This is a genomic window from Bacteroidales bacterium, from assembly GCA_035342335.1.
In the GTDB taxonomy this organism is placed as follows: Bacteria; Bacteroidota; Bacteroidia; order Bacteroidales; family JAGONC01; genus JAGONC01.
In genome coordinates this window covers 45,115-70,185 of record DAOQWY010000011.1, presented here as the reverse complement: position 1 = coordinate 70,185, position 25,071 = coordinate 45,115, and the positions used below count along the sequence as shown (strand labels likewise).

The following is a 25,071-nucleotide window of genomic DNA, read 5'->3' as shown; positions in this document are numbered from 1 at the left end:
TGTTTATGCATTTATCTCCCCCGTAAAAAGGGCTGCAAAGATAGAACACTATTTTTGATTTAACAAATTTTGCACAAGACAATTTTTTCATCCGTAAATTTTTGTATTTTCGTGTAACGTTAACCTATGATCACAGGTAAGTTAACCGGGAAAATCATTGTTGTTGCGGCTTTTGCAATTGCCATGGCCTTTCTGGAAAGTGCCGTGGTCATCTACATCCGGGAGATCTACTATCCCGGTGGATTTGATTTTCCGCTCAGTCCAATGGATCCGGCAATTGCACTGACCGAATTGCTGCGGGAAGCGGCCACGCTGGTCATGTTGGCAAGCATCGGATTCCTGCTGGGAAAGAGGCCCGTGGAAGTGTTCGCCGTCTTCCTGCTCTCATTCGGGATTTGGGATATTTTTTACTATGTCTTTCTGAAATGCCTCATCGGCTGGCCACCCTCCTGGCTGACCTGGGATGTTCTCTTTCTGATACCCGTCTTATGGTCAGGGCCTGTGGTCGCACCCGTGATCAACTCCGCCGCGATGATCGGATTGGGTATGATGATCCTGTTCTTTTCCAACCAGCATCGGGATCCCAACCTGTCGGGCAGGGAATGGGGATTGTTGATTGCGGGTGCCATACTGGTCTATGTGGCGTATACCGAAGAGTTCACGCGATTCCTGCTTGGTCAGCTAACACTGGCGGAAATCTTCAGCAGAAACAACCAGGAGGAAATCACCCGCCTGTCCACCCTTTTCATCCCCCGCCGTTTTCAGTGGTGGCTTTTTGTTCCGGGATGCATACTGCACGGGGCGGCCCTGGCCCTTTATGTGACACGTGGGCGGAGGGAACGTTCCTTCAAACCACCCGAATCAGGATGAACCCGTTCATCTTTTTTGTATTTTCGCACGGCATTTGAAAAAGAGGCGGTATGTCGGTCGAAATCATTCACGTGACCAAAAATTATGGTGAGCAGCATGCACTGGATGACATCACCTTTTCCCTTCAGCGCGGTGAGATTGCGGGCCTGCTGGGACCTAACGGCGCCGGGAAATCAACGTTGATGAAAATCATCGCCTGCTTCATTCCCCCGACCCACGGGCAGGTTCTTGTTGATGGCTTCGATGTGATGTCGGAGTCGATACAGGTACGCCGGCGGATTGGATACCTTCCTGAGAATAATCCCCTGTATACGGATATGTACGTAAGAGAATACCTTTCATTCATCGCAGGTATCTTTCGCTTAGGGAAAAATTCCCAGCGGCGTGTTGCTGAAATCATTGACATGACCGGACTTGGGGAAGAGCAACACAAAACGATCGGATCCCTGTCGAAGGGATACCGTCAGCGTGTCGGACTGGCCCAGGTGCTGATCCACGATCCTGATGTTTTGATCATGGACGAACCGACTTCAGGCCTGGATCCAAATCAGCTGGAAGGAATACGAAATTTGATCCGTGAAATTGGCAGGGAGAAAACAGTGATGCTCTCCACCCACATCATGCAGGAGGTGGAGGCCGTGTGTACACGGGCCATCATCATCGACCACGGGAAAATCATTGCTGACGATCATCCCGCAAAACTGTCGAAATTCTCCCCGGATTTTGATGTTATCCTGGTCGAATTCAGCGGACCAGTCAAGGCAGATGATCTGAAGAAGCTTCCCGGTGCACTGGAAGTGAAGCATCTTGGGGGAAATGCCTACCATATCCGGTCAGCAACCTCAGGCGACATCCGCCCCGGAATCTTCCGGTTCGCGGTGCAGTCGGGTCTGACCGTTCTCTCCCTTTCAAAACAGGAACAGAGCCTGGAGAAGGTATTCCAAAAACTGACCAAAAAGGAAATACGGTCTTCGATGGAATAAATTATTATTTTTGCTCCCTTAACCGGGGCAGATCTGCTGTGTGCTTCATTTTTCCATCCGGCACTGTCCCGATGCACTGTTACACCTAAATATACACATTTATGTCATTTTTATTTACGTCAGAATCCGTTTCGGAAGGCCATCCCGATAAGATTGCCGATCAGATATCCGATGCCTTGCTGGATGAATTTCTTCGCCGGGATCCCGAGTCAAAGGTTGCCTGCGAAACAATGGTCACAACCGGATTGGTGCTGTGTGCCGGGGAAGTCCTCACCGATTGCTGGGTGGATGTTCAGAAAGTGGTCAGGGATACGATCCGTTCTATCGGATACATTAATGCAGACTATAAATTCGATGCTGACTCCTGCGGAGTCATCACCGCCATCCACGAACAATCCCAGGATATCACGCGCGGAGTCGTCAAACAGGATGATCAAAAGAACGATCAGGGTGCGGGTGATCAGGGAATGATGTTCGGCATGGCCACCCGTGAAATGGACAACCTGATGCCGATGCCCATCGAGTTAGCCCAGATCTTTATGCAACAGCTGGCCAAAATAAGAAAAGAGACCGATCTGATGCCCTACATCAGGCCCGACTCCAAATCCCAGGTGACGATCGAATATGATGACGATCGAAAGCCAAGACGTATCCATACCATCCTTGTCTCGACACAGCATGATGATTGGATCAAACCGGAAAGAGAGGATGAACGATCCATCGCGGCAGCCGATCGGAAAATGAACGAAAAAATTACCGAAGACATTCGTAACATATTGATCCCAAGGATACTTGCTGGAAATGATGTTCCGGAGCGCGTCAAAAAGATGTTCAATGAAACCTACAGGCTCTATGTGAACCCGACAGGAAAATTCGTCATTGGCGGACCACACGGAGATACCGGACTGACAGGACGCAAGATCATCGTTGATACCTATGGTGGAAAAGGATACCACGGAGGAGGGGCTTTTTCGGGAAAGGATGCTTCAAAGGTTGACCGCTCCGCAGCCTATGCTGCACGACACATTGCCAAGAACCTTGTGGCTGCTGGCATTGCCGACGAAGTCCATGTGCAGGTTGCTTATGCGATCGGGGTCGCGGAACCACTCAGCGTGAACATCAGCACCATGGACACGGTCAACATACGGAAAAAAAATGGCGAGCTTTGGAAAGACAGCGAAATAGCCGGGATGGTCACTCAGCTTTTTGATCTCCGGCCACGTGCGATCATCGACCGGCTTGGGCTTACCAATCCGATCTACTTACCCACTGCCACCTACGGGCATTTCGGAAGAGATCCCTATAAAAAGGAAGTTGAGATCATTGAGGGAACAAAGCGGTATATGAAAGAGGTTGAATTCTTTACCTGGGAAAAGCTTGATTACGTTGACCGGATAAAAGCAGCTTTCAATGCCGGATGACCAGTTTGCCAGTGGAAACTGACTTACCTTGGGCACGCAATGTGTAAAAATACATCCCTTCCTGAAGATCTGCTGTAGGAATGGTTATTTTGCCCTGTAAATAAGTAATGGCGGCCTCCCTGACAACCGAACCCAGCAGGTTGTGCATTTCCAGTCTTGCCAGGTGAATCCCTGCAGGCAGTGTATAATTAAATGATGCGGAGCTGTTTGCCGGATTAGGGTACGCTTCGGAAAGTCTGATCTGGTTCAGCAGGTTCTCTGTAAGACCCAGGTATCCCGATATGAAACTGACCACAGCACAAATACTGTCGTCGACATTGTTTTCGTTGAAGAATGTATATTTCACCCTGGAGGTGCCCTGGATCCCGCTGGGCATATAGTCGGCATAGAACTGGTTTTCGCTCAGTTCACCTGCATTCAGTGTATATGCACCCGCGGACTCAACCGTTCCGGGCGGATAGCAGCTGCCACCGAAGCAAAAATAATGGGTTGTGCCCTCAATGACATCCACTTCATGCATCTTGACCTTTACAGGGATGCTGGCCGTGCTGATGTTCTTGAATCCGATGTGCGCAGTGATAAGAAATTCCGAAGGATTCTCCAGTACGGCGACATTTTCACCGTTGGCCAACAGCATCCCATCGTGGTAGAGTTCAAGCGACTGCGGGATTGCCGCGAAAGAAACCAAGCTGAAAAAGAGGATCAGTGGTACTATTTTTTTCATAAGCGCTCGTTTAAAAATTTTCGGTTAGGATAGAATACACTGGTGCAAAATTACTGAAAAGAATGAGTCATAAGCCTGAATGCGCCGATATTTTGCAATTATTAACAAAAATCCATTCTGAAAATTTTTTCTTTGAATCTTTCTTAATTCATTATCTTTGGGTCTAACTTAATCCTGATCATTATGGTAAAAAAATTACTTCTTTTTTCGTGTATGATTCTTCCCTTCCTGGTTTTATCCCAAAAGGCAGAGAAGGCAAATGTACTGCTTGAAATCTGTACAGGCACGTGGTGTGGATGGTGTCCTGGTGCCGCAGTTGCTGCCGATAGCCTGATTCTCGCCGGTCACCATGTAGCCGTCATCGAAAATCATTATGGTGACGCCTATGAAAATACATATTCGCTGGCAAGGATCAACTACTACAATCTTTCTGCTTACCCTACAGCCAAATTCGACGGTACGTTAACATTTGCGGGAGGTGCACAATGCCCTGAACCTTATGGCATCTATGGCGAATACGTGCCCCTGGTTAATGCACGTTTGGAAATCGAATCCCCAGTTCTGCTGTCCACAGAATTTTTCCCTGTGGGGGTAAATGATTACCAGTTGACAGTCCGTGCAATAAAGGTGGGTACCCTGGAATCTGAAAATCTTAAGCTAAGGGTTGCTATTACTGAATCGCATATCGCTGAGTCCTGGCTTTGTCTGGAAGAGCTGGACTTCGTCACCCGGCTGATGGTACCCGATGCTAATGGAACTGCTATCGATTTCTCAAATGGGAATGAAGTAATTTTAACGATTCCATTTACCATTGATCCCTCCTGGAACAAAGAACACCTGGAACTGGTCGCTTTTATCCAGAATGATACGGGAAAAGAGGTCCTGCAAACCGTAAAAGCCCCTTTTCCACTTTTTTCGCGGGATGCTATGTTGCTGAAGTTGGAAGACATCACGACCGCAAACTGTACCGGCGTTCTGCAACCCTCCTTCACCATTGCCAACAACGGTGCTGAAGTGCTCACCAGCCTTATGATTCATTATCAGATCAACGACGATCCGCTGGTCTCCTTCCAGTGGACCGGAAACATTCCTTATACGGATTCAGAGGTTGTTCAGCTTAACCCGGTCACTTTTGCTCCCGGCGGGAATAACACGTTCCTGCTTTACGGCTCCAGCCCCAATGGCAACAATGATCAAAACTACCTGAATGACACGATGTCTGTTGCATTTCCCACCGGCCACCTCTGTTCCACCTATAAAGTGGCTCTCACTTTATTGACGGATGAAAATCCGGACGAAACCACCTTTGAGGTCATCAATTCCCTGGGGGAAGTGATCGCTTCCGGTGGACCTTTCGAAATGGCAAACACTATCGTGAGAGACACCTTTGAACTGCTCAGCACGGATTGCTACAGGTTCATCATTAACGATGCAGGATGCGATGGTCTGACGGGTGATGGGTACTATCAGCTGAAAGAGGCCAAATCGGGTGGTTACATGATCTACTTCCACGCAGTGGCCGATGAGTTCACCTGCCGGAACATGACCGAATTTCAAATCGAATGGGTGGGGTTGGACGATCATCTGAGGGCTGAGCCTGTCACGATCTTTCCAAACCCATTCAACAAACAGACGGAACTCCGCCTGAACCTGCAGAAATCGGACGACGTGTCGGTAGCCATTTTCGATATCACCGGAAAACAGGTTTATCGTTTCGATCTGGGTGTGCTCCCCTCAGGAGAGCACGTGGTGCCCGTTTCATGGGACCAGGCCGCACCGGGACTTAACTTTATGAGGATCAACATCGGGAACAAAGTGTACACGGAAAAATTGATCCGGGAATGATTCACAAATAGTCATTACAAAGAAGCTGTCCGCCGGGCAGCCTCTTTTTTTATCCTTTGGGCCATTAAGTTGTCATCCGTATCGGTTGTACAATTTAAAATGACATACCTTTGCAGCCTGAATATGTAGAACTACCAAATAAACGATCCATGAAAAAATCTTACTTATTCATCGTGATGCTTATTTTGGTCTTCCAGGCCAGTGCGCAACAGGTCGACCGTGACAAGGTCATCGTCGAAATTGCGACCGGGACCTGGTGCCAGTACTGCCCCGGGGCAGCAATGGGTGCAGATGACCTGATTGCCAACGGAAAAGAAGTGGCCATCATTGAGTATCACGGCGGAGATGCTTTTGAGAACGCCTCTTCTGCGTCCAGGATCAATTATTACGGGGTCACCGGATACCCGACCGCAGTCTTCGACGGAACCCTGAAGGTGGTCGGGGGTGACCATTCGGTAAGCATGTACTCTCAATACCTGCCCAAGTATAATCAGCGGATTGCCATTCCTTCCTCTTTCACCATCGCTATGGAGGGCGAAAATACCTGCCTGGTGAATTACAACGTAACCGTCACCATAAACAAAGTGGCCGAAGCCGCAGGAACACTCAAGCTGCATGCAGCGGTCACGGAGTCGGATCTCCAGATAAGCTGGCAGGGAATGCCGGAGCTTAATTATGTCGAACGAATGATGATACCCAGCCACAACGGAACCCCCATTGATTTCACCTTTAGCAATACACAGGTGATCAATTTGGCCTTTACGGTCAATTCAGAATGGGTAAGGGAGAACTCCGAACTGGTCGTGTTCATCCAGAATACCAGTACAAAGGAGATCCTGCAGGGAATGAAGATGGACCTGACGGATTTCCCTGTCACCACACTCGTAGATGCAGCCTTGCTCGACATCCACAATGTGGGCGAAGTGAACTGCTCGGGAACAGTTGCCCCGGCCATTACCATCCGGAACAACGGGCTGAATGAACTCAACGACCTGGAAATCCATTACCGGGTCAATGACGGGGAAGAAGGCATTCACACGTGGGAAGGGAATCTGCTCACCGGGCAGACCGAATCGGTGCAGCTGCCGGTGATCAGTTTTCCGCTGGAGGATCAGAACACGCTGTCGGTCTTTTGCAGCAATCCGAACAATACAGCAGATGAGTGTCCGGACAACGATGCGGCAAGCACCACTTTTACAGACGATGTCCTTGTCTCCTCTGCCAATCTCTATCTTCTCTACAGGCTCGACAATCACCCGGAGGAAACCTCCTGGGAGCTGAGGGATCAAACGGGTGAGATATTATATTCGGATGGCCCGTTCCCAGGATCACCGGGATTATTTGCTACCGACACATTCGAGCTGGCGGGAGGTCAATGTTATGATTTCATCATCCACGACAGCGGAGGGGATGGCATATGCTGCGCATACGGTACCGGTCTGTATTCCCTGAAAGATTCCGATGGACTTGTCCTGGCCCAGGGAGGGAGTTTTGACTACAGCGAAATAACGACATTTCAGGTGGCAGGCGGAGTGGGTCTGAAGGAAAACGAACTGGGCAGGGGCGTCCGGATCTATCCCAATCCTGCTCACAATGAAGTTTTACTGGACATTGTACTGACGGAGCCTGCTCAGGTTGAAATACGGCTCCGTACCCTGACAGGTGCGTTGATCCGGTCGGTAAAACAAGGGATCCTGGGTCCGGGTAAACACCTTAAAGTAATCGCCACTGGCGATCTTCAGCCAGGAGTCTATTTCCTTGGGATCATCGCCGGCAAAACAACCTGGAACGAGAAGATCCTGATCATGGAATAAAGATGATCCGGTGAATTGGTTCACAGGAATACCTGTCAACGAACAGGTGATCCTATCCTACTGAATGACTATCACTTTTTTCACTTCCTGATATGTCCCCGCATCAAGCCGGAGATAGTAAACACCGTCATCAAGGTGCCTGGTGGAAAAGCGGAACAGTGTTTCACCCGGATTCACTTTGTCGCTGATGAGCTCCCGAACCTTCTCTCCCCCTGCGTTGAGAAGATCCAGCCGCATATTCCCGGAAACTGGAGAATTGTACTTAATTTCCAGATAGTCGCTGCAAGGGTTGGGAAGAACCCTCAACCGTCCTTTACCGCCATCCAGCTCGCCAATGCCCTCCGACTCTTTAGCCGGCCCTCCCATGGTGACAACCGTCCCATCAGCTGTAAGGTCATGGTCGCCCCTGAGTCCGTCGACAAACGCCAGTGTGACTTTGTTTTCCACCAAGGTCGCGCCGGTCTGCTGGTCATAAAGGAATTCATACCAGTCGGGGCTTTTTAACTCCGGTAACGGACCGTAATTGAAGTAGCTGTTCACGGCCTGCCCATCGTGGAGATAAAGGTCGACGGTGGTGGCTGCGCGGCTGGAGTTGAACTGAAGTGTAAACTCAAAGAAACCATACGGGAACGCATATCCTCCCGGAGTGAATCCTGGCCCCTCCACCGGTATGACATCGACAAGACCGACCTCAGGCACCACGGCAACAGTGACGTATCTATCCAAAAGATAGGTATGCAGGGATGCAACGTTCCCCTGTTTCCAGTCAGGAATGCCATCGTCGTTCCCGTCAAAATCATAATCGTTCCCGCCAGGTCCCCATTCGCCCAAATCCGAAACGCCATCCTGGTCACTGTCGGGAGCAACGATGACCGACTCAACGAATTCCTCCTTATACATCAGGATGCCATCATTGCCGTGGCCGGTGATGTCTTTGGTGGTGTTGTTAAAATTATAATAGACAACCAGGCCTGTTTCATTACCGTGCAGCTCAGCATACATCCGTGAGAGGATCAGTTCTTCCGGCAAAGCCCGGTCCCAGATCCTGACCTCATCGATCAATCCACTGAATCCATCTGAGTCTCTTACCGGACCGATGATCAGCATGCCATCTCCTACCGTCAGATTTCCTGTAACTGTTACAGAGGTGGAACGCTGTCCGTTAAGGTAAAGGATGAAATTGTTCTCACCGGCGAGGCTGTTGTAGGTCATAGCTATATGGTTCCATTCCCCCTCAATGATTTCACCGCCCCAGTTGACATATTCCCCCGTTGTAGTCCGAATTCCGGCATTGGCATATCTCCCGCCTGCATAGTCATGTGTTGCAAGTTGATAGGCTTTGGGGCTGTAAGTCCAGGAATGAGCGTCTTCCTTGGTCACGATCCTCGAAACTTTATTTGTTCCTGGTTCTGGTTTGATCCACGCTTCGAGGGTGATCTGTTCAGAGCACTGAAAAGATGGAGAAGAGGGAATGGCCATGTTATCGTAACGTTCACCCTGGGAGACATAATTCAGTTTAAGTGCGGCGTCATCAGAGGGTTCCGGAGCAACATCCAGCCTGCGGTAAAAAATGTCGGAATCCCGGTAATAACCATCCATGTAATATTGCCCTTCTGTGATGTAGTGTATCGTACTGTCTTCTCCGATGCAGATGCGCGGTCTCTTTGTGCCTCCTTTCCAGGAATACTGGGTGCCGATGGTTACCGGTTTGGAGTAGGTATTTCCCCCATCCCGTGTACAGACATAGACCGGGTAAGACCAGATGAAATAGGCTGTCTGGCCGGTTGGATCATTGGGATCAATAGTACAGTTGGGCCACCATCCTCCGCTGATGTGCGGCTCATCTCCGGGAGCCGTAATTTTCTTCATAGCGGAAAAGGATGCCCCGGAACTGCCGGATGAGCTCGCATAGATGTGGCTACTGGTGGAAAGGAATGTGGCATACATGGCATTCCCCTTCGCCACGATCGCTTCCTGGCCGGCCTGCGGTGTTTCCCCTGGTGCCAGTATTCCCTGTGAAAGATTGATCACCTCATCCCAGGTCTGCCCCCGGTCAGGCGAATGCCGCACAAAAACGTTATGATTGTCTTCCCCGTCGAGTCCGGACCAGATGACACAAACATGGGAGCCTGAAACAGCCATCTTTGGATTATAGTTGTAATCGTGCATGAAAAAGGTCTTATCATTCCCGTTGGCTGACGGGATGGAGATCTTTTGATTCTGGAAAACGATCCCATCGGAGGAAACGCTAAAATAAAGTTCACCGTACTGAAGTCCATAATAGTAATACGCCTTCTTGGACAATGCATAGATGTAGTTTCCATCCCTGACCAGATCGCAGATATCCCACAGTGTGGCATCGGGGGTCTCCCCTATCTCTCCAAGCAAAAATGTTTCCCCGTTATCGGATGAATTCATCACCACCATAGTTCCCTCGATCCATTCAGGGAACAGAAACACAGAGATATTCGACCCTGAAACTGAAACATAGAGATCACTGACGTGTAAAGCCTCGTGGAGGATTCTGGGTGGATCAAAGGTTGCACCGCCATCGGTGGACCGGAGATAGATGATCTCATTGTAGGGACTATGGCGGGAATATACGATATGCACATAGTCTCCCGAAACGCCCATTCGTTTGGAAGTTGCACCATGATCGATCCCGTTCTGCTCCACCTCCTCGAATTTGATCTTCTCATCCCAGGTCAGGCCATTATCGTGGGAACGGCGGTAAAAAATGTAATGTTCATAATCCGGTCCGTCTGCCAGCCAGAGGACATGAATGGTACTACCTGAAATGGCCAGTTCAGAGGCATAATCACTCAGAACGGGATTATTGGCATCATAGGGTTCACTGATGTTTTTGAGCCAGAAGGATAGCTCGGGATTATCACCATAAACCGTTATTAAAAAGGACGTCATCAGCACACAGCTGATCAGAGTGGCTTTTGTTTTCATGAATTTCATGATAGAGCTTATTAGATGAGGCAATTCAAACGATCCAATAAATGTACAAATTTGCATTTGAATCTCAATCGAAATTAATTCTTTTAATGATGTCATCCTCCACCCTGTTCGGCAGGGTAACTTCCAGCAGGGGCTCGGCATCCATGGCCCTGCGTATGGCGGTCAGGGCACCCTGGTTCCTGGCCCAGCTGCGGCGTGCGATGCCGTTGTTCACGTCCCAGTGCAGCATCCTTCGGAGGCGGGTCTCCGCCTCATCGCTTCCGTCGAGCAGCATGCCGAAGCCGCCGTTGATCACCTCGCCCCATCCCACGCCGCCGCCGTTATGCAGCGATACCCAGGTGGCCCCGCGGAATGCATCCCCGATCACGTTCTGTACAGCCATATCGGCCGTGAACCTTGACCCGTCGTAAATATTGGCTGTCTCCCTGTAAGGGCTGTCGGTTCCTGAAACATCATGGTGATCCCTTCCAAGTACAACCGGCGCAGCGATTTGTCCTGCACGTATCGCACGGTTGAAAGCAGATGCGATCTCCATCCTTCCCCGGGCGTCAGCATAAAGGATCCTGGCCTGAGACCCCACCACCAGTTTGTTCTGACCTGCCTCCCTGATCCAGTGAATATTGTCGCTCATCTGCTCCCTGATGTCGTCCGTGGCCTCCTCTGCCAGACGGTTCATCACATCCAGGGCGATGGCGTCCGTTGTTTCAAGGTCGTGTGGGTTGCAGGATGTGCAGACCCAGCGGAAAGGTCCGAATCCGAAATCAAAGAACAGCGGCCCCATGATATTTTCAACGTAGGAAGGATAGCGGTAGGATCCATCCTCTTTGAAAATATCGGCTCCTGCCCTGCCGGCTTCCAGCAGAAATGCATTGCCGTAATCCCAGAAGAACATGCCCCTGTTGGTGATTTTGTTAACAGCTTCCACCTGCCGCCGCAGTGATTCGGTAACATACGATTTGAAAGTGACAGGGTTATTGACCATCAGGTCATTGGATTCTTCAAAGGAAAGGCCAGCAGGGTAATAGCCGCCGGCATAAGGGTTATGAAGGGATGTCTGGTCGGAGCCAAGATCGATGGCGATGTTTTCTTCGACCAGTTTCTCCCAGAGATCCACCACATTGCCCTGGTATCCCAGGGAGACAGCCTCCCTGGCACACTGCGCATTGATGATGCGTTCGATCAGCCGGTCGGGATGGGAATACACTTCATCCAGCCAGCCCTGCTGATGGCGTTTCTGTGTGGCTTTGGGATTGATCTCCGCTATGACGCCCACGCATCCTGCAATGACCGCAGCTTTGGCCTGTGCCCCCGACATCCCTCCCAGGCCGGAGGTGACAAAGATCTTACCCCGGATGTCGCCCCGCTGCAGCATCCTGGCCGCGTTCATCAGGGTGAGGGTAGTGCCGTGCACGATGCCCTGGGGGCCGATGTACATATAGGAGCCGGCGGTCATCTGACCGTATTGGGTGACGCCCAGGGCGTTGAACCGCTCATAGTCATCCCGTGAAGCGTAATTGGGCACCATCATGCCATTGGTCACGACCACACGTGGTGCTTCCGGGTGCGAAGGGAACAACCCCAGGGGATGCCCGGAGTAGATTACCAGCGTCTGTTGATCCGTCATCGTGGCCAGGTACTGCATGGTGAGGAGGTACTGTGCCCAGTTCTGAAAGACCGCCCCGTTACCGCCGTAAGTGATCAGTTCGTGCGGATGCTGCGCCACCGCTTCATCGAGGTTGTTCTGGATCATCAGCATGATGGCCGCGGCCTGTCTGGACCAATGAGGATACGCATCAAGAGGTCGTGCGTGCATTTTATAATCCGGACGAAAACGGTACATGTAGATGCGGCCGTAATTCTTCAGCTCGTCGGCAAATTCAGCAGCCAGTATGGAATGAAACCCCGGATCGAAATACCGGAGCGCATTCCGCACCGCCAGCCTCTTTTCCTCCGTGGTTAAAATGTCCTTCCGTACAGGGGCGTGACTGACCGAGGGATCCCAGGGCTTACTTTCCGGCAGCTGGTCAGGAATGCCCTGTATGATAGTTTTTTTAAAATCAATGACTGTCATGGTGGTCTTTTTCTGCATAAAGGCAAAGTTAAGATATTTGGTGATTTCTTGTTGGCGTGGTTTATCTTTGTTTCAAAAAAGCAGGTGGATAACTTCAAGTTCTCCTTTCGTACTGATGAGATTACAGTGTCTTTAACCACGGAGAATATGTTCCAGGAAAAAGTCACCGGAACTGCAAAGAAAACGTTTTAGTACTTCATTCACAAAATGACCATGAATGACTATTGAATGACTTCTATCCTTCCCATCCCTGGAAAGAAAATGATAAAAAAATAAACAGAGACAACTATTTTGATAAATGCACTTCACCGCGTATTTTTGCCGCCCAAAATATCCCATTTCCTATGAAAAAATTCCTGGCCGGCTTGATGCTTTTTCTGGTCCCTGCAGTTATGTTTGCAGGAACTCCTGAACAGATCCCCGCTTTGTTCAACATCCGTGTTGAGTTTATCCTGTTTGGCCTGACACTGATCGGAGTGGCCTTGTTTCATAAACAAACGCTTCTGGTTGCCCTTACCGGACTTGCCGCCATCCTGATCTTTAAATTCATTTTCGATCCGGGATTCAATCTTTTGGAGCACCTGTTCGGACATAACTCGTTCAGTGACCAGATTCGTCATCCGCACATGCGCCAGGGAGAATGGGCGATCCTGTTGAACTTGCTTGGCCTTTTGCTGGGATTTGCATTGCTCTCGAGACATTTTGAAGAATCCGAGGTGCCCAACTGGTTGCCCAAGTTATTACCTGATAACTGGAAAGGCCCGTTAATACTCCTCTGCATGGTGTTTGTCATGTCCTCATTCCTCGATAACATCGCCGCTGCCATGATCGGAGGAACCATTGCAATGGTGGTATTCAAGGGCAGGGTGCATATTGGTTATCTTGCTGCCATCGTGGCGGCAAGCAATGCCGGGGGAGCAGGCAGCGTGATCGGAGATACAACAACGACCATGATGTGGATATCAGGTGTGCCCGCCTTCGATGTCCTGCATGCCTACATCGCAGCAATAGCGGCTTTTGCCTGTTTCGCGGTCATTGCATCCCTCCAGCAGCATAAAACCCAGCGCATCCAGGAAGATCCCACCCGGGGATACAAGATCCGCTGGAACAAGCTGATCCTGGTGCTCTGCATCCTGATCGGGACCATACTGACCAACATCCTGTTTGATTTCCCTGCCCTGGGAGTCTGGATCGCCATCCTGGCCGGTGCCGTTTTTGTAAAAACCGACTGGCGCGAGCTGAAGCATGCGCTGCCGGGTACGATTTTCCTCTTATCCCTGGTGACCTGTGCCTCCATGATGCCTGTCGACCAGCTGCCACATGCCTCCTGGCAATCAGCCTTCACCCTGGGGTTTGTTTCATCGGTATTTGATAACATTCCGCTGACAAAATTAGCCCTCGAACAGGGAGGCTATGACTGGGGAGTGCTGGCGTATGCGGTCGGATTCGGCGGATCAATGGTCTGGTTCGGCTCATCGGCAGGGGTGGCCATTTCCAATAAATTCCACGAGGCAAAGTCCGTGGCCAAATGGCTGGCCAACGGATGGCACGTTGCCATTGCCTATGTTGTCGGATTCATGGTCCTTCTGCTTATTTGGGGCTGGCACCCGGAAAAGATTGCCGAAAATGAGAGTGAACCTGCAACGGAGCAGGTGGGGGAATAAAGGCACAAAGGCACAAAGGCACAGAGGCACAAAGGCACAGAGGTGAAAGCGTTATTGCAGGTTGCGGATGCGGATTTCGCAGGATGATTCATCCTTCAATAGATCCAATAATTTGCTGACATCCGTAGTACCGTAATGGTAAGGATAGAGTATGGCGGGATGGAACATCCGGACAGCCTGGCTGACCATCTCAGGTGACATCGTATAAGGAAGATTCATCGGCAGGAAGGCACAACGGATGTCTTTTAATTCGGCCATTTCGGGTATATTTTCCGTATCGCCCGCCACATAGACCTTCTTATCGCCAAAATCAATCACGTATCCGTTGCCGACGCCTTTCGGATGAAACGGCTCCCCGTTGCTCCTTCTATGTTCGATGTTGTAGGCTGGCACGGCGCTGATCGTCAAACCTTTAAATGACCTGACATCTCCGTTTTTCATGACCAGGGCATCCGGAAGTTTTTCCAGGCAGGATTCTGAACAGATCACCGTTGTCCCCTCCTTTGATAGCTGAGCAATGGCTCCCGGATCAAGATGATCCCCGTGGTGATGCGTGACCAGGATCAGGTCAGCATCCGGTAACGCCTCATAATCAGCATATTGACTCACCGGATCAATGTGGATCGTCAGGCCGTTCCACGAAAACATCAGGGTACCATGTCCGACAAAGGTCATGGTCAATGGACCTGCAGAAGTCCGAAGGGTATCGGATTCGAATTTTTGCTGGCTCATGGCAAATGGAATGTTAAGGAAAAGCACTATAAAAAACAGACTTAATGATTTCATAATCGGTTTATTAATAAGCATTTACTCTTTGATCTTTGCATTTTTACTTTTGACTTTACATAAATATCCTGCAGCCACGACAACCAAGGTAATGATCGTGAGGGGAATGACAAAACCAGCCATCACCCAGGTGAATTTGTCAAGATGCTCATGCTGGATGGATGCCAGGATCAGATAGAGAACATAAGCGATATAATAGGCTACAAAAATTCCGCCTTCCCACCGGGATATTTTATTTTCCGTAAAGAATACGGGCAAACAGGCCAAAAGGACGACGATCATAACGGGAAGGTCAAAGCGGAGCATGGCACTGCTAACCTGCAGCCCATCCGGGGCCACCACGGCCGAGAGCCCAAGAATGACCAGAAGGTTCATGATATTGCTCCCAACCACATTGCCAATGGCAATGTCACGTTGTCCCTTTAAACTGGCAATCACTGATGTGGCAAGCTCTGGCAGGGAGGTTCCGGCAGCGATGATGGTCAATCCGATGATGAGTTCTGAAATGCCAAGCCTGCGTGCTATGAAAACGGCCGATTCCACCATCCACCGCGATCCAAGAATAAGCAAAGCCAACCCGACAAGGACGAAAAGAGTGAACAGCCACCATCTTTTGCGCTCATGCGTTTTATTACCTCCGTATTCCATGCTGAACTCATCCTGTTCACCTCCAATATCCTTTTTGCTGATATAAAATGAATATGTGATGTAACCTATGCTGCCTGCTAATAAAATGATCCCGTCACCTAATCCGATCCTGCCATTTAACCCAAGGAGCAAGACCAACAAGGAGGCCAGGATCATAACAGGAACGTCGATGCGAAGCAGCCGGTGCGAAACCATCAGCGGAATGATCAGGGCTGAGAGGCCCAGAAGGAGCAATACATTCATTATATTGCTTCCCACCAGGTTTCCCAGCGCAAGATCGGTCTGCCCTGCCGAACTGGCTACTAAGCTCACCACCAGTTCGGGTGAACTGGTACCCAAAGCCACCACTGTCAGACCGACAAGCAAAGGAGATATCCCTAAAATAAAAGCCAATCGTGAAGCACCACGAATCAGCAGTTCCGCTCCGACGGTCAGCAGGATCAATCCAGAGAAAAACGACAGATATTCCATCCTTTTACCGTTTGGGGTTCATAAAAATACGACTAAATTGACAAACCACATCAATGAATGTTTTAGTAATTTTACCCTGTCTTAAATGATTTGCCAATGATCAACGCTAAAGAATTCCGTCACCACGCTCACCAGTTTGTTGACTGGATGGCCGATTTCCTGGAAAATGTGGAGAACCTGCCCGTCAAATCCCCCGTCCTTCCCGGGGAAATCTATCAAAAAATACCGGATGCTCCTCCATCGGAGAGTGAACCGATCGAGAGGATCATGTCGGATTTTCAGCAGATCATCCTGCCAGGAATGACGCACTGGCAGAGCCCGAACTTTTTTGCCTATTTCCCTGCCAATTCAAGCTACCCTTCGGTACTGGCCGAGATGCTCACGGCCACCCTGGGTGCACAGTGCATGGTCTGGGAAACCTCCCCCGCTGCAACTGAACTGGAAGAGAAGATGATGAACTGGCTCAGACAAATGTTGGGATTGCCCGCCAGCTGGGATGGCGTCATCCAGGAGACGGCTTCCTCATCCACACTGATCGCCATGCTTTCAGCCCGGGAAAAATATTCTGATTATCAGATAAATGAAAAGGGCATCCATCATCAAAAATCGTTTCGTGTCTACTGCACATCGGAAACACATTCATCGCTCGAAAAAGCAGTCAAAATCACCGGACTGGGGAAGAAAAACCTCATCAGGGTGGATGTGGACGACCAGTTCAGGATGCGGCCTGAGGCATTGGAACAGGCCATTGAAACGGATCTTAAGAACCATAAGGCCCCTATGGCGGTGGTGGCCACCATCGGCACCACAAGCTCCACTGCCATTGATCCGCTGGCTGACATTGCACGCATCTGCAGAAAATACAATGTCTGGCTGCACGTTGATGCCGCCCTGGCAGGCACCGCGCTCGTGCTGCCGGAATACCGCTGGATGATCAGGGGTATCGAAGATGCGGATAGCTTTGTGTTCAACCCCCACAAATGGATGTTCACCAACTTCGACTGCTCTGCCTACTTCATCAAGGACCGGGAAACACTCATCCGGACATTCGGGATCCTGCCCGAATACCTGAAGACCAGAACCCGGGGTCAAGTGAACGATTACCGCGACTGGGGCATTGCGCTGGGAAGAAGGTTCAGGGCGCTGAAACTGTGGTTCGTTCTCCGCAACTTCGGCGTTAAGGGCATCCAGGAAAAGGTACGGCTGCATCTGACACTCGCACAGAACCTTGCCAAGGAGATCGAACAACACCCCGATTTCCAACTGATGGTCAAACCAGTTCTTAATACGATCTGCTTCAGGTTCCGGCCAGCAGGCCTTGAAGATGAAGTCAAACTCAATGAATTGAATGAGAATTTGTTAAACTCTGTGAACGGTACCGGGAAACTATTCATATCCCACACGCGCCTTCAGGGAAAATATACCCTGCGGATGGTTACCGCGCAGACATATGTAGAAGAAAGACATGTGATTGCGGCGTGGGATTTAATCCGTACGACCGCATCCGGAATGGTCAGATGATCTTATGAACACCATGGTCGAGCTTTATGGCACAAAAATACTCCCTTCAGAGGAGTTCCGGAACATCAGGGAACACCTTCTCAGGTTCGTACCGGAGCCATCCCGGAAAAAAATCAACTCATTTTACCGCGAACCGGATGCCCAGCGCTCCCTGTTTGGTGAACTGCTGATCCGTCGCCTGTTGTGTGAAAAACTTTCCATCCGCAATGAGGCACTTCAGATCGAATATGAGGAAAAAGGAAAGCCTTTTGTCCGGAATTACCCGGTCCATTATAATATGTCGCACAGCGGCTCCTGGATCGTTGCTGCATTCTCCGGCAAGCCAGTGGGCATTGATGTTGAACAGGTGAAAAAAGCCAGGATGGAGATCGCCAGGAGGTTCTTCACCAAAAGTGAATACCAAAACCTGATGGATGCTCCGGAACCCGCCCGGGCAGAATTTTTTTACACGCTCTGGACGTTAAAGGAAAGCTATCTGAAAGCCATTGGTAGAGGACTGACCCTTTCGCTGAGCAGTTTTGAACTTAAAGCAAGTCAGGGAGAATACGCTGTTGATATAAATGGTACTTTTGCAGAAGCACATTTACAGGTTGTTTCACTGGAAAAGGGCTATAAGCTTGCCGTTTGCGCCTTTGAGCCCGAGATCCGTCAGGAAGTGATACCCGTTTCGGCGAATGGATATCCGGAAGCATTCCAAAAGATTTAAACCACCAGGCCATGAAAAAATTCATTCTGTTTGCCGTGTTCAGTGCTTACCTTGCCGGTATGGCTGGTTTCGCCCAGGTTGCCCAAGAAAATCGTGAAGAATGGGTGAAGAAATATTATATCATCAAAGCGGGTAATCTCTGGTTCAATTCCATACGGATGGCATTCCCGGAACTTACCAGTTCCCGGACCGCAACCGACACCATCCCGGTATTCAACGCCTGGGATCTGCCCCTGGAGATGTCTTTCAAAAATCTGCCCGACTACACCACCGGTCAGATCCTTCCTCCAACACTCGGTCCCGGTGAAGAAGGAAAAATCATCATGACGTATGATCCTTTGAAAAAAGGCACTTATGGGCCGGTCTTCGAGAACATCTGGCTCTATACCAATGATACCAGCCAGCCACAAAAGAGACTGATCCTGAACCCAAACATCAGGGAGGACTTTTCCGGCTGGACCGAGGAGCAACTGGCCGAAGCACCGAAGATCATCTTTGAAAACGAAACGTTCATTTTCGATACCATTTCATCAGGCTTCCAGGTGGAATACAGTTTTGCTTTCAGGAATGAAGGAAAGAGCGACCTGATCATCCGGAATGTGAAGGCAGGATGCGGATGCACGGCCACAAATCCCGAAAAGACGTTGCTTGGCCCGGGTGAAACCAGCAAAATCGGCATTGTCTTCAACACAGCGGGGCGCAACGGACTTCAGCATAAAACGGTTGAAGTGATCGCCAACGATCCCGCCAAACCCTCAACCGTATTGACCATCAAGGGATATGTCCGCCAATAACCGTAACCGATGCGGTTAATCCGCATAGCGTTCTGCCTGCTCTGGTTGTCCCTGAAATTCATTCCCGGTGCAACAGGCCAGGGTCTCCCTCCGGGATGGGATTTTACCATCACACCCTTGTTTCACCCTTTTGCGATCCCCCTGTCAGCTCATCCATCCCTTTTCGGTGATTCACTGATGGCCGGAGACCATATCGGGGTATTTTTCACGCGCAACGATTCACTGATCTGCGCCGGTGCATCCGCCTGGGTGGGCAATGAGAATGTCGCCGTGGTAGCCTTCGGCGACGACAACATGACCACACTGAAGGATGGCTTTCACATAAATGAAACCATCCATTGGAAGATTTACTCCTGGATAGTTGAGGAAGAGTTCAGTGCTTCGGCAACCTATGACTCAGCAATGACCGATTACGACGGGAAATTTCATCCGGGGGGCCTTTCGGCACTGACAGGGCTCCATCATGGAGAAGCACTGCAGCTATCCGCAGAGGCCTCACCCGACACTTCCTGCATTGGAAATACGGTGCAGTTGACCGCTTTAGCCAGCGGTGGAAGCGAATCCTACAGCTTTTCCTGGTTTTCTCTCCCGGAGGGATTCTCCTCCGGTAAGCAGAATCCCAGCGTCAATCCGCTGCAGACGACCAGTTATATCGTCATCGTTGAAGACGGCTATCATTCCCTGACCGACACAACCACGGTCACCGTCGTTCAGTTGCCTCAAGTGTTTGCCGGAAACGACACGCTGATCTGCGAAAACGGACTGGTCAGCCTGCAAGGGGCTGCCTCTGATTTCCAGAGAGTGATCTGGCTGACAGACGGGGATGGGCAATTTTCAGACTCCGCCGGGCTGATCACCAGCTATTTGCCTGGCTCCTCCGACCTGGAAGACAGATGGATCAAGCTGACGCTAAAAGCCTGGGCACTGCAGCCCTGTCTGGATTCGGTGATCGATTTTCTGTACCTCTCCATCTGTCCGTTACCAATGACCGATGCAGGGAATGATGAAGCGATCTGTGCCGGTGAACATTTTCAGACCAGCGGGTACGCCGAACACTATACAATGATTGAATGGTCATCACAGGGAGACGGTTCGTTCGATAATCCAAATTACCTGGAAGCAAACTACTTCCCCGGAGAGGGAGATCTGCAGTCCGGCGAGATCAGCCTGATCCTTTCAGGATATCCCCCTTTACCCTGCACAATGACCATCAGCGACACGATGATGCTGACCATCCATCCGCTGCCCTCGGTGAATGCCGGTGTCGACCATTGGATCTCCTATGGCGCCAGCACCCAGCTGAACGGCACGGTCAGTGGTGGATCCGGTGAGTACCTTTACTGGTGGGAACCAGCCGTTTTCCTTGAGAACCCGGAAGCAGAGGATCCGTTGACCCTGAATTTGTATCAGTCCACCATTTTTGTGCTCACAGGAACCGATGGTCAGACATCCTGCAGTGAGCTTGATACTGCGATCGTAACCGTCACCGGCGGGCCGCTGGCCGTCACGGCAACCGCTCATCCTGACACCATTTGCACCGGATCCCTGTCGCAGTTAAAGGCGCTGCCGGGCGGAGGCTCAGGTAATTACGCATTTGCCTGGACGTCCGATCCTCCGGGATTTACTTCCAGTGAACAAAATCCTACTGTAATTCCAGGTCAATCCACTACCTACACGGTGACCGTCAATGATGGGTTCAACACGGCCGGTGACCAGGCGGCAGTGCAGGTCACTTCACCACCGGAAGCTGATGCAGGAGAGGACGAGACCATCCCCTGCGGGACCAGCACCACCTTGCAGGGTGCGGCGGCAGGAGGAACGGGGGAATATTCCTTTTACTGGTCGCCTGCCCAGTTCCTGGTCGATCCGCTGGCGGAGGATCCTGTGACCTTCGACCTGACCCAGCCGGTGGAATTCACACTTACCGTGACAGATTTGCTGACGCAGTGTCAGGATCAGGACAGTGTGAACGTATTTGTTGCCGGAGGGCCGCTGCAGGTGAATGTTACGGCCACCCCTGAGGAGGTGTGCGCCGGAGAACCCTCGCAGCTGAATGCGCTGGCATCAGGAGGTTCAGGAACCTACACCTATGCGTGGACCTCCGATCCGCCCGGATTTTTCTCGGGCCAGGCTGATCCTGTCGTGATCCCCGAGATCACGAAGGATTATTTTGTACAGGTTTTTGACGGATTTACAACTGCTTCAGGTTATACAACCGTTGAGGTATTTCCTGTCCCCGTCGTCGATATCCGGACCTATCCTGGCGACACGGTTTGCGCCGGGGAAGCCATCCGGCTGGATGCCAGCATACCGGGCGGGATCCAGTATTTGTGGACGCCGGGCGGGCAGACCGAACCGGTGATCGAAGTGGACTCGGCCGGGACAGGATTCGGGTCAGTGACGTATACCGTATATGTAAGAGCGCTTGACGGGTGCACGGGGGTGGATTCGGTGGAGGTAACGTTTTTTGATTGTGTGGGGATACCGGAATCCAAGGGCAAGGTTCCGGGAATGATCGTTTATCCCAATCCTGCGGAGGATTGGATCACCGTACAGCTCTACCACGCTGGATTCACGTTTGATGGTGGTCCTGTCGACACATATCATCTTGTGATTGCAGATACAATGGGTCGAATGCTGCTGCTGGCCAAATTATCGATCCGTGAACACACCCATTCACTATCTTTAGGTTCCCTGCCACCGGGAATCTACATACTGCTGCTAAAAAGGGATGATTCGGTCCTTTCGGCGGAGAAAATGGTGGTAAAGTGATTCCGTCAATCGACATTGACAATTGCCCATTATCAGCCTCTCACAGCGTGTCGTGTGAATTCTTCAGGATGTTGTACAGGAACTCCCGTGCCCTGAAAAGCTGCGCTTTGACCGTGCCCAGCGGTAGGTTCAACTGGCCGGCAATCTCCTCGTAGGAATATTCTTCAAAATAACGAAGATGGATCAACTGGCGGTAATGCGGTTTGAGCTTTTCCACCACATCGCGCATCATCTTGATCTTCTGATTCTTGATCAAATTCTCCTCGGGATCCGGTGTCTGCGAGGCAATCACCAGCTCACTGCCATCCTCCCCGTCACTGGGCTTATCCAATGAAAGCAGTTCCATCTTTTTCTTGCGGATGAAATCGATGCAATTATTAGTGGCTATCTTGAAAAGCCAGGTGCTGAAGGCGTAATCAGGCGTATACTGGTGCAGGTTCTTAAAAGCCTTGCCAAAGGCTTCAATGGTGAGATCATCTGCGTCGTGGACGTCGTTGGTCATTTTCAGTAAAAGGAAATACAGGGAATCCCGGTAATTGTTCATTAACTCTGCGTATGCCCTCTGATCGCCGGTCTTTATGGCTTGCTGTACAAGATGATAGTCGCGAAGTGCTTTATCCGTCAGATGTGAGGTCAGGTCTTCCATTTATCCTTTTTGTCGAACACCAGAGAGATACGGATCAGTCCATCCATTAGCAAAAGAAGAATCTCGTCTATGGGCGAAAGTAATAATAAATTCTTTTCACTCAGACGAATCATGCATTTTTTGAAAATGAATAACTGGCTGAATAAGCGCAGAATAAAAAGGGCAATGACCGGATAGAAGAGGAAGCGGACAATCAGCAGGTAAACAAAAGCTGCCAGAAACAACAGGAAGGAGAGGGCAAACAGGTTCAGGAGAAACTTGTCCCAGAAATGATAATACCGACGTGTCTTGAAATACTTTTTCCGGAACCGGATCCATTCAGAAAAACGCTGGGAGCCCCCGCAAACGACCTGACTTTCCAGATCAGGTGCAATGGCCACGTTGCGTTTGGTGGCAACCTGGTTGATGAACAGGTCATCTTCTCCGGCAGAAACCCGGTAATGTCCCGTAAATCCTTTGTTTTTATAATGGAGCATTTTACGGTAGGCCAGGTTCTTTCCGATGCCCATATAAGGACGGCCTGCCAGTGCAAACGAAAAGTAGTTCATGGCTGTGGAAAGGTTGGCAAATCGTCTGAATCCGTTCGGAGCACTTTTATCCGCAGGTGATGAACGAAAATAACCCAGAACAATCTCCTTATCCTCAATGAAGTTTGATTGAATCTGCTCAAGCCAGCGCTCGGAAACAGGGAGACAACCCGCCTCCGTAAAGATCAGAAGATCATTCCTGGCTGATTTGATGCCTATGGATAAGGGGAATTTGTTTCCCTTAAAAAAGTTTAAATCCTGTAACATCTTGACTATCTGAACATTAGGATACTCTTTCTCAATCTGTTCAAGATACTCAGCCAGATCATCATTAATGGATTGAATGATAAGAACGATCTCATAATCAGGATAATCCTGTGAAAGCAGGGCGGGGAGCTGTTCCTTTAATTTCTCAAACTCGTCATTGAACAGTAATACGACCGATACGGGCTCCTTTGTGCTTACACTCCGCCGCTTGCGGTAAAAAGCAAGTCTTCCGTACACAGCCCACCAGTAAACGATCTGAATGATGAAAGTTAGAACGAGAACAAGAAAAACATAAAAATGAACTTCATTGACGTGAAGTAAATCTGCAACCATATCCATTTTACAAGAAGGCACAAAATTATTTATTCTAGTCCTAGAAAATTTAACTTTGAAAAATATTTTTGATGGAAGCAAATCCCCGGGAAATGATTGTCAAAAAAGGATGGAATTCAGGATTTTAAATACCGACAGGGCAACATCGGCCCGTTGCGGGGAGATCAGCACGGATCACGGATTGATCCTGACCCCGGTGTTCATGCCGGTCGGCACCGCAGGTGCCGTCAAGGCCGTCCATATGAAAGACCTCAGGGAAGATATCCAAGCGCAGATCATCCTGGGAAACACCTACCATCTGTATCTCCGGCCGGGAACGGCCATCATTGAAAATGCAGGGGGACTGCACCGGTTCAATGGCTGGGACCGCCCCATCCTGACCGACAGTGGCGGATACCAGGTGTATTCCCTTTCGGCCCAGCGCAAACTGACGAAAAAGGGAGTCCATTTCCGCTCACACATTGATGGTTCAAAACACCTGTTCACACCCGAAGCCGTTGTGGATATACAGCGGTTGATCGGCGCAGATATCCTGATGGTGCTCGATGAGTGCACACCCTATCCCTGTGAGTTCGGATATGCCCTCAAATCACTGGAACTTACTCACCACTGGCTCGACCGTTGCCTGGAACATTTTGATGCGACAACGGGACGCTACGGGTATGATCAGGCTCTTTTTCCCATTGTTCAGGGAAGTGTCTACAAGGAACTGAGGCAGCGTTCTGCCGCCTTTATCGCTGAGAAAGGAGCCCCGGGAAATGCCATCGGCGGACTGTCGGTGGGTGAGCCTGCCGAAGTGATGTATGAAATGACCCAGGTGGTTTGCCGCATACTACCAGAGGATAAACCCCGTTATCTGATGGGAGTCGGGACACCGGTCAACATCCTGGAAAGCATCGCGCTTGGGATCGACATGTTCGACTGCGTGATGCCTACCCGCAACGGACGGAACGGGATGCTGTTTACCTGGGAAGGCATTATGAACCTAAAAAATGAGAAATGGAAGGATGACCATTCGCCACTGGACACGAATGGCAGTTCATTTGTTGATCAGACCTGCTCCAGGGCATATCTGCGGCACCTTTTCAGTGCCGGTGAAATGCTCGGGGCCATGATCGCCAGCAATCACAACCTTGCCTTCTACATGGACCTGCTCGATAAAGCAAGGGAACATATTCAGGAGGGCACCTTCGGAACCTGGAAAAACAGGATCACACCTCAGTTGCAACAACGCCTGTGAA

Annotated in this window: 18 protein-coding genes; 11 read left to right on the top strand and 7 right to left on the bottom strand. The window is 50.3% G+C overall.

Going from position 1 to position 25,071, the window contains the following annotated elements:
* Nucleotides 1–126: 126 nt before the first annotated feature.
* The 3 genes from PKI34_07325 to metK all read left to right on the top strand — a co-directional run bounded on the left by PKI34_07325 (nucleotide 127) and on the right by metK (nucleotide 3,274).
* Nucleotides 127–870 carry a hypothetical protein gene (locus PKI34_07325; GenBank protein HNS17612.1) on the top strand — a complete coding sequence of 248 codons (744 nt, stop codon included), beginning with the start codon at nucleotides 127–129 and terminating at the stop codon, nucleotides 868–870.
* A 50-nt stretch (nucleotides 871–920) separates the two neighbouring features.
* Nucleotides 921–1,853 carry a gliding motility-associated ABC transporter ATP-binding subunit GldA gene (gldA, locus tag PKI34_07320; protein HNS17611.1) on the top strand — a complete coding sequence of 311 codons (933 nt, stop codon included), beginning with the start codon at nucleotides 921–923 and terminating at the stop codon, nucleotides 1,851–1,853.
* A 101-nt stretch (nucleotides 1,854–1,954) separates the two neighbouring features.
* Nucleotides 1,955–3,274, top strand: coding sequence for a methionine adenosyltransferase (metK, locus tag PKI34_07315; protein HNS17610.1), 1,320 nt, complete (start codon nucleotides 1,955–1,957; stop codon nucleotides 3,272–3,274).
* Here the strand turns inward: metK and PKI34_07310 are convergent.
* Complete coding sequence (locus PKI34_07310) at nucleotides 3,261–3,998, bottom strand: T9SS type A sorting domain-containing protein (protein ID HNS17609.1); 738 nt, start codon at nucleotides 3,996–3,998, stop codon at nucleotides 3,261–3,263. The two genes, metK and PKI34_07310, sit on opposite strands and share 14 nt — an antisense overlap.
* 183 nt (nucleotides 3,999–4,181) lie before the next feature.
* Between PKI34_07310 and PKI34_07305 the strand changes: the two genes are divergently transcribed.
* Nucleotides 4,182–5,843, top strand: coding sequence for a T9SS type A sorting domain-containing protein (locus PKI34_07305; protein HNS17608.1), 1,662 nt, complete (start codon nucleotides 4,182–4,184; stop codon nucleotides 5,841–5,843).
* Nucleotides 5,844–5,992: 149 nt separating this feature from the next.
* On the top strand, nucleotides 5,993–7,657 hold the full coding sequence (locus PKI34_07300) for an Omp28-related outer membrane protein (protein HNS17607.1): 1,665 nt from the start codon (nucleotides 5,993–5,995) through the stop codon (nucleotides 7,655–7,657).
* A gap of 57 nt (nucleotides 7,658–7,714) precedes the next feature.
* On the opposite strand, the gene PKI34_07295 is transcribed toward PKI34_07300, so the two are convergent.
* Both PKI34_07295 and PKI34_07290 read right to left on the bottom strand, forming a co-directional pair.
* Nucleotides 7,715–10,624, bottom strand: coding sequence for a hypothetical protein (locus tag PKI34_07295; protein ID HNS17606.1), 2,910 nt, complete (start codon nucleotides 10,622–10,624; stop codon nucleotides 7,715–7,717).
* A gap of 64 nt (nucleotides 10,625–10,688) precedes the next feature.
* Nucleotides 10,689–12,695, bottom strand: a complete 2,007-nt coding sequence (locus tag PKI34_07290; GenBank protein HNS17605.1) for a urocanate hydratase — start codon at nucleotides 12,693–12,695, stop codon at nucleotides 10,689–10,691.
* A 344-nt stretch (nucleotides 12,696–13,039) separates the two neighbouring features.
* On the opposite strand from PKI34_07290, the gene PKI34_07285 reads away from it, so the two are divergent.
* The gene (locus PKI34_07285; protein ID HNS17604.1) at nucleotides 13,040–14,359 is read left to right on the top strand and encodes an SLC13 family permease; all 1,320 of its coding nucleotides are present in this window, start codon (nucleotides 13,040–13,042) and stop codon (nucleotides 14,357–14,359) included.
* Nucleotides 14,360–14,410: 51 nt separating this feature from the next.
* Here the strand turns inward: PKI34_07285 and PKI34_07280 are convergent, their stop codons facing one another.
* Entirely contained in the window at nucleotides 14,411–15,145 is a 735-nt protein-coding gene (locus tag PKI34_07280) for an MBL fold metallo-hydrolase (protein HNS17603.1), read from the bottom strand.
* Between the two features lie 21 nt (nucleotides 15,146–15,166).
* On the bottom strand, nucleotides 15,167–16,264 hold the full coding sequence (locus tag PKI34_07275; protein ID HNS17602.1) for a calcium/sodium antiporter: 1,098 nt from the start codon (nucleotides 16,262–16,264) through the stop codon (nucleotides 15,167–15,169).
* A gap of 96 nt (nucleotides 16,265–16,360) precedes the next feature.
* On the opposite strand from PKI34_07275, the gene PKI34_07270 reads away from it, so the two are divergent.
* From PKI34_07270 to PKI34_07255, 4 genes are read left to right on the top strand one after another with little or no spacing between them, the layout of a single operon-like run.
* Nucleotides 16,361–17,785 carry a pyridoxal-dependent decarboxylase gene (locus PKI34_07270; GenBank protein HNS17601.1) on the top strand — a complete coding sequence of 475 codons (1,425 nt, stop codon included), beginning with the start codon at nucleotides 16,361–16,363 and terminating at the stop codon, nucleotides 17,783–17,785.
* Between the two features lie 4 nt (nucleotides 17,786–17,789).
* Nucleotides 17,790–18,491 carry a 4'-phosphopantetheinyl transferase superfamily protein gene (locus PKI34_07265; GenBank protein ID HNS17600.1) on the top strand — a complete coding sequence of 234 codons (702 nt, stop codon included), beginning with the start codon at nucleotides 17,790–17,792 and terminating at the stop codon, nucleotides 18,489–18,491.
* Nucleotides 18,492–18,502: 11 nt separating this feature from the next.
* Nucleotides 18,503–19,285, top strand: a complete 783-nt coding sequence (locus PKI34_07260; GenBank protein ID HNS17599.1) for a DUF1573 domain-containing protein — start codon at nucleotides 18,503–18,505, stop codon at nucleotides 19,283–19,285.
* Between the two features lie 9 nt (nucleotides 19,286–19,294).
* Nucleotides 19,295–22,057 carry a hypothetical protein gene (locus PKI34_07255; protein ID HNS17598.1) on the top strand — a complete coding sequence of 921 codons (2,763 nt, stop codon included), beginning with the start codon at nucleotides 19,295–19,297 and terminating at the stop codon, nucleotides 22,055–22,057.
* A gap of 40 nt (nucleotides 22,058–22,097) precedes the next feature.
* Here PKI34_07255 and PKI34_07250 read toward each other — a convergent pair whose 3' ends face one another.
* Together PKI34_07250 and PKI34_07245 are read right to left on the bottom strand one after the other, a co-directional pair.
* Nucleotides 22,098–22,703: a sigma-70 family RNA polymerase sigma factor gene (locus PKI34_07250; protein ID HNS17597.1), complete on the bottom strand. Its 606-nt coding sequence runs from the start codon at nucleotides 22,701–22,703 to the stop codon at nucleotides 22,098–22,100.
* A complete protein-coding gene (locus tag PKI34_07245) occupies nucleotides 22,691–23,830 on the bottom strand; it encodes a glycosyltransferase (GenBank protein HNS17596.1) in 1,140 nt (379 codons plus the stop codon). Before PKI34_07245 ends, PKI34_07250 begins: the two co-directional genes overlap by 13 nt.
* Nucleotides 23,831–23,939: 109 nt before the next feature.
* Here PKI34_07245 and tgt point away from each other — a divergent pair, with 109 nt between their 5' ends.
* Complete coding sequence (tgt, locus tag PKI34_07240; GenBank protein ID HNS17595.1) at nucleotides 23,940–25,070, top strand: tRNA guanosine(34) transglycosylase Tgt; 1,131 nt, start codon at nucleotides 23,940–23,942, stop codon at nucleotides 25,068–25,070.
* Nucleotide 25,071: the final 1 nt, after the last annotated feature.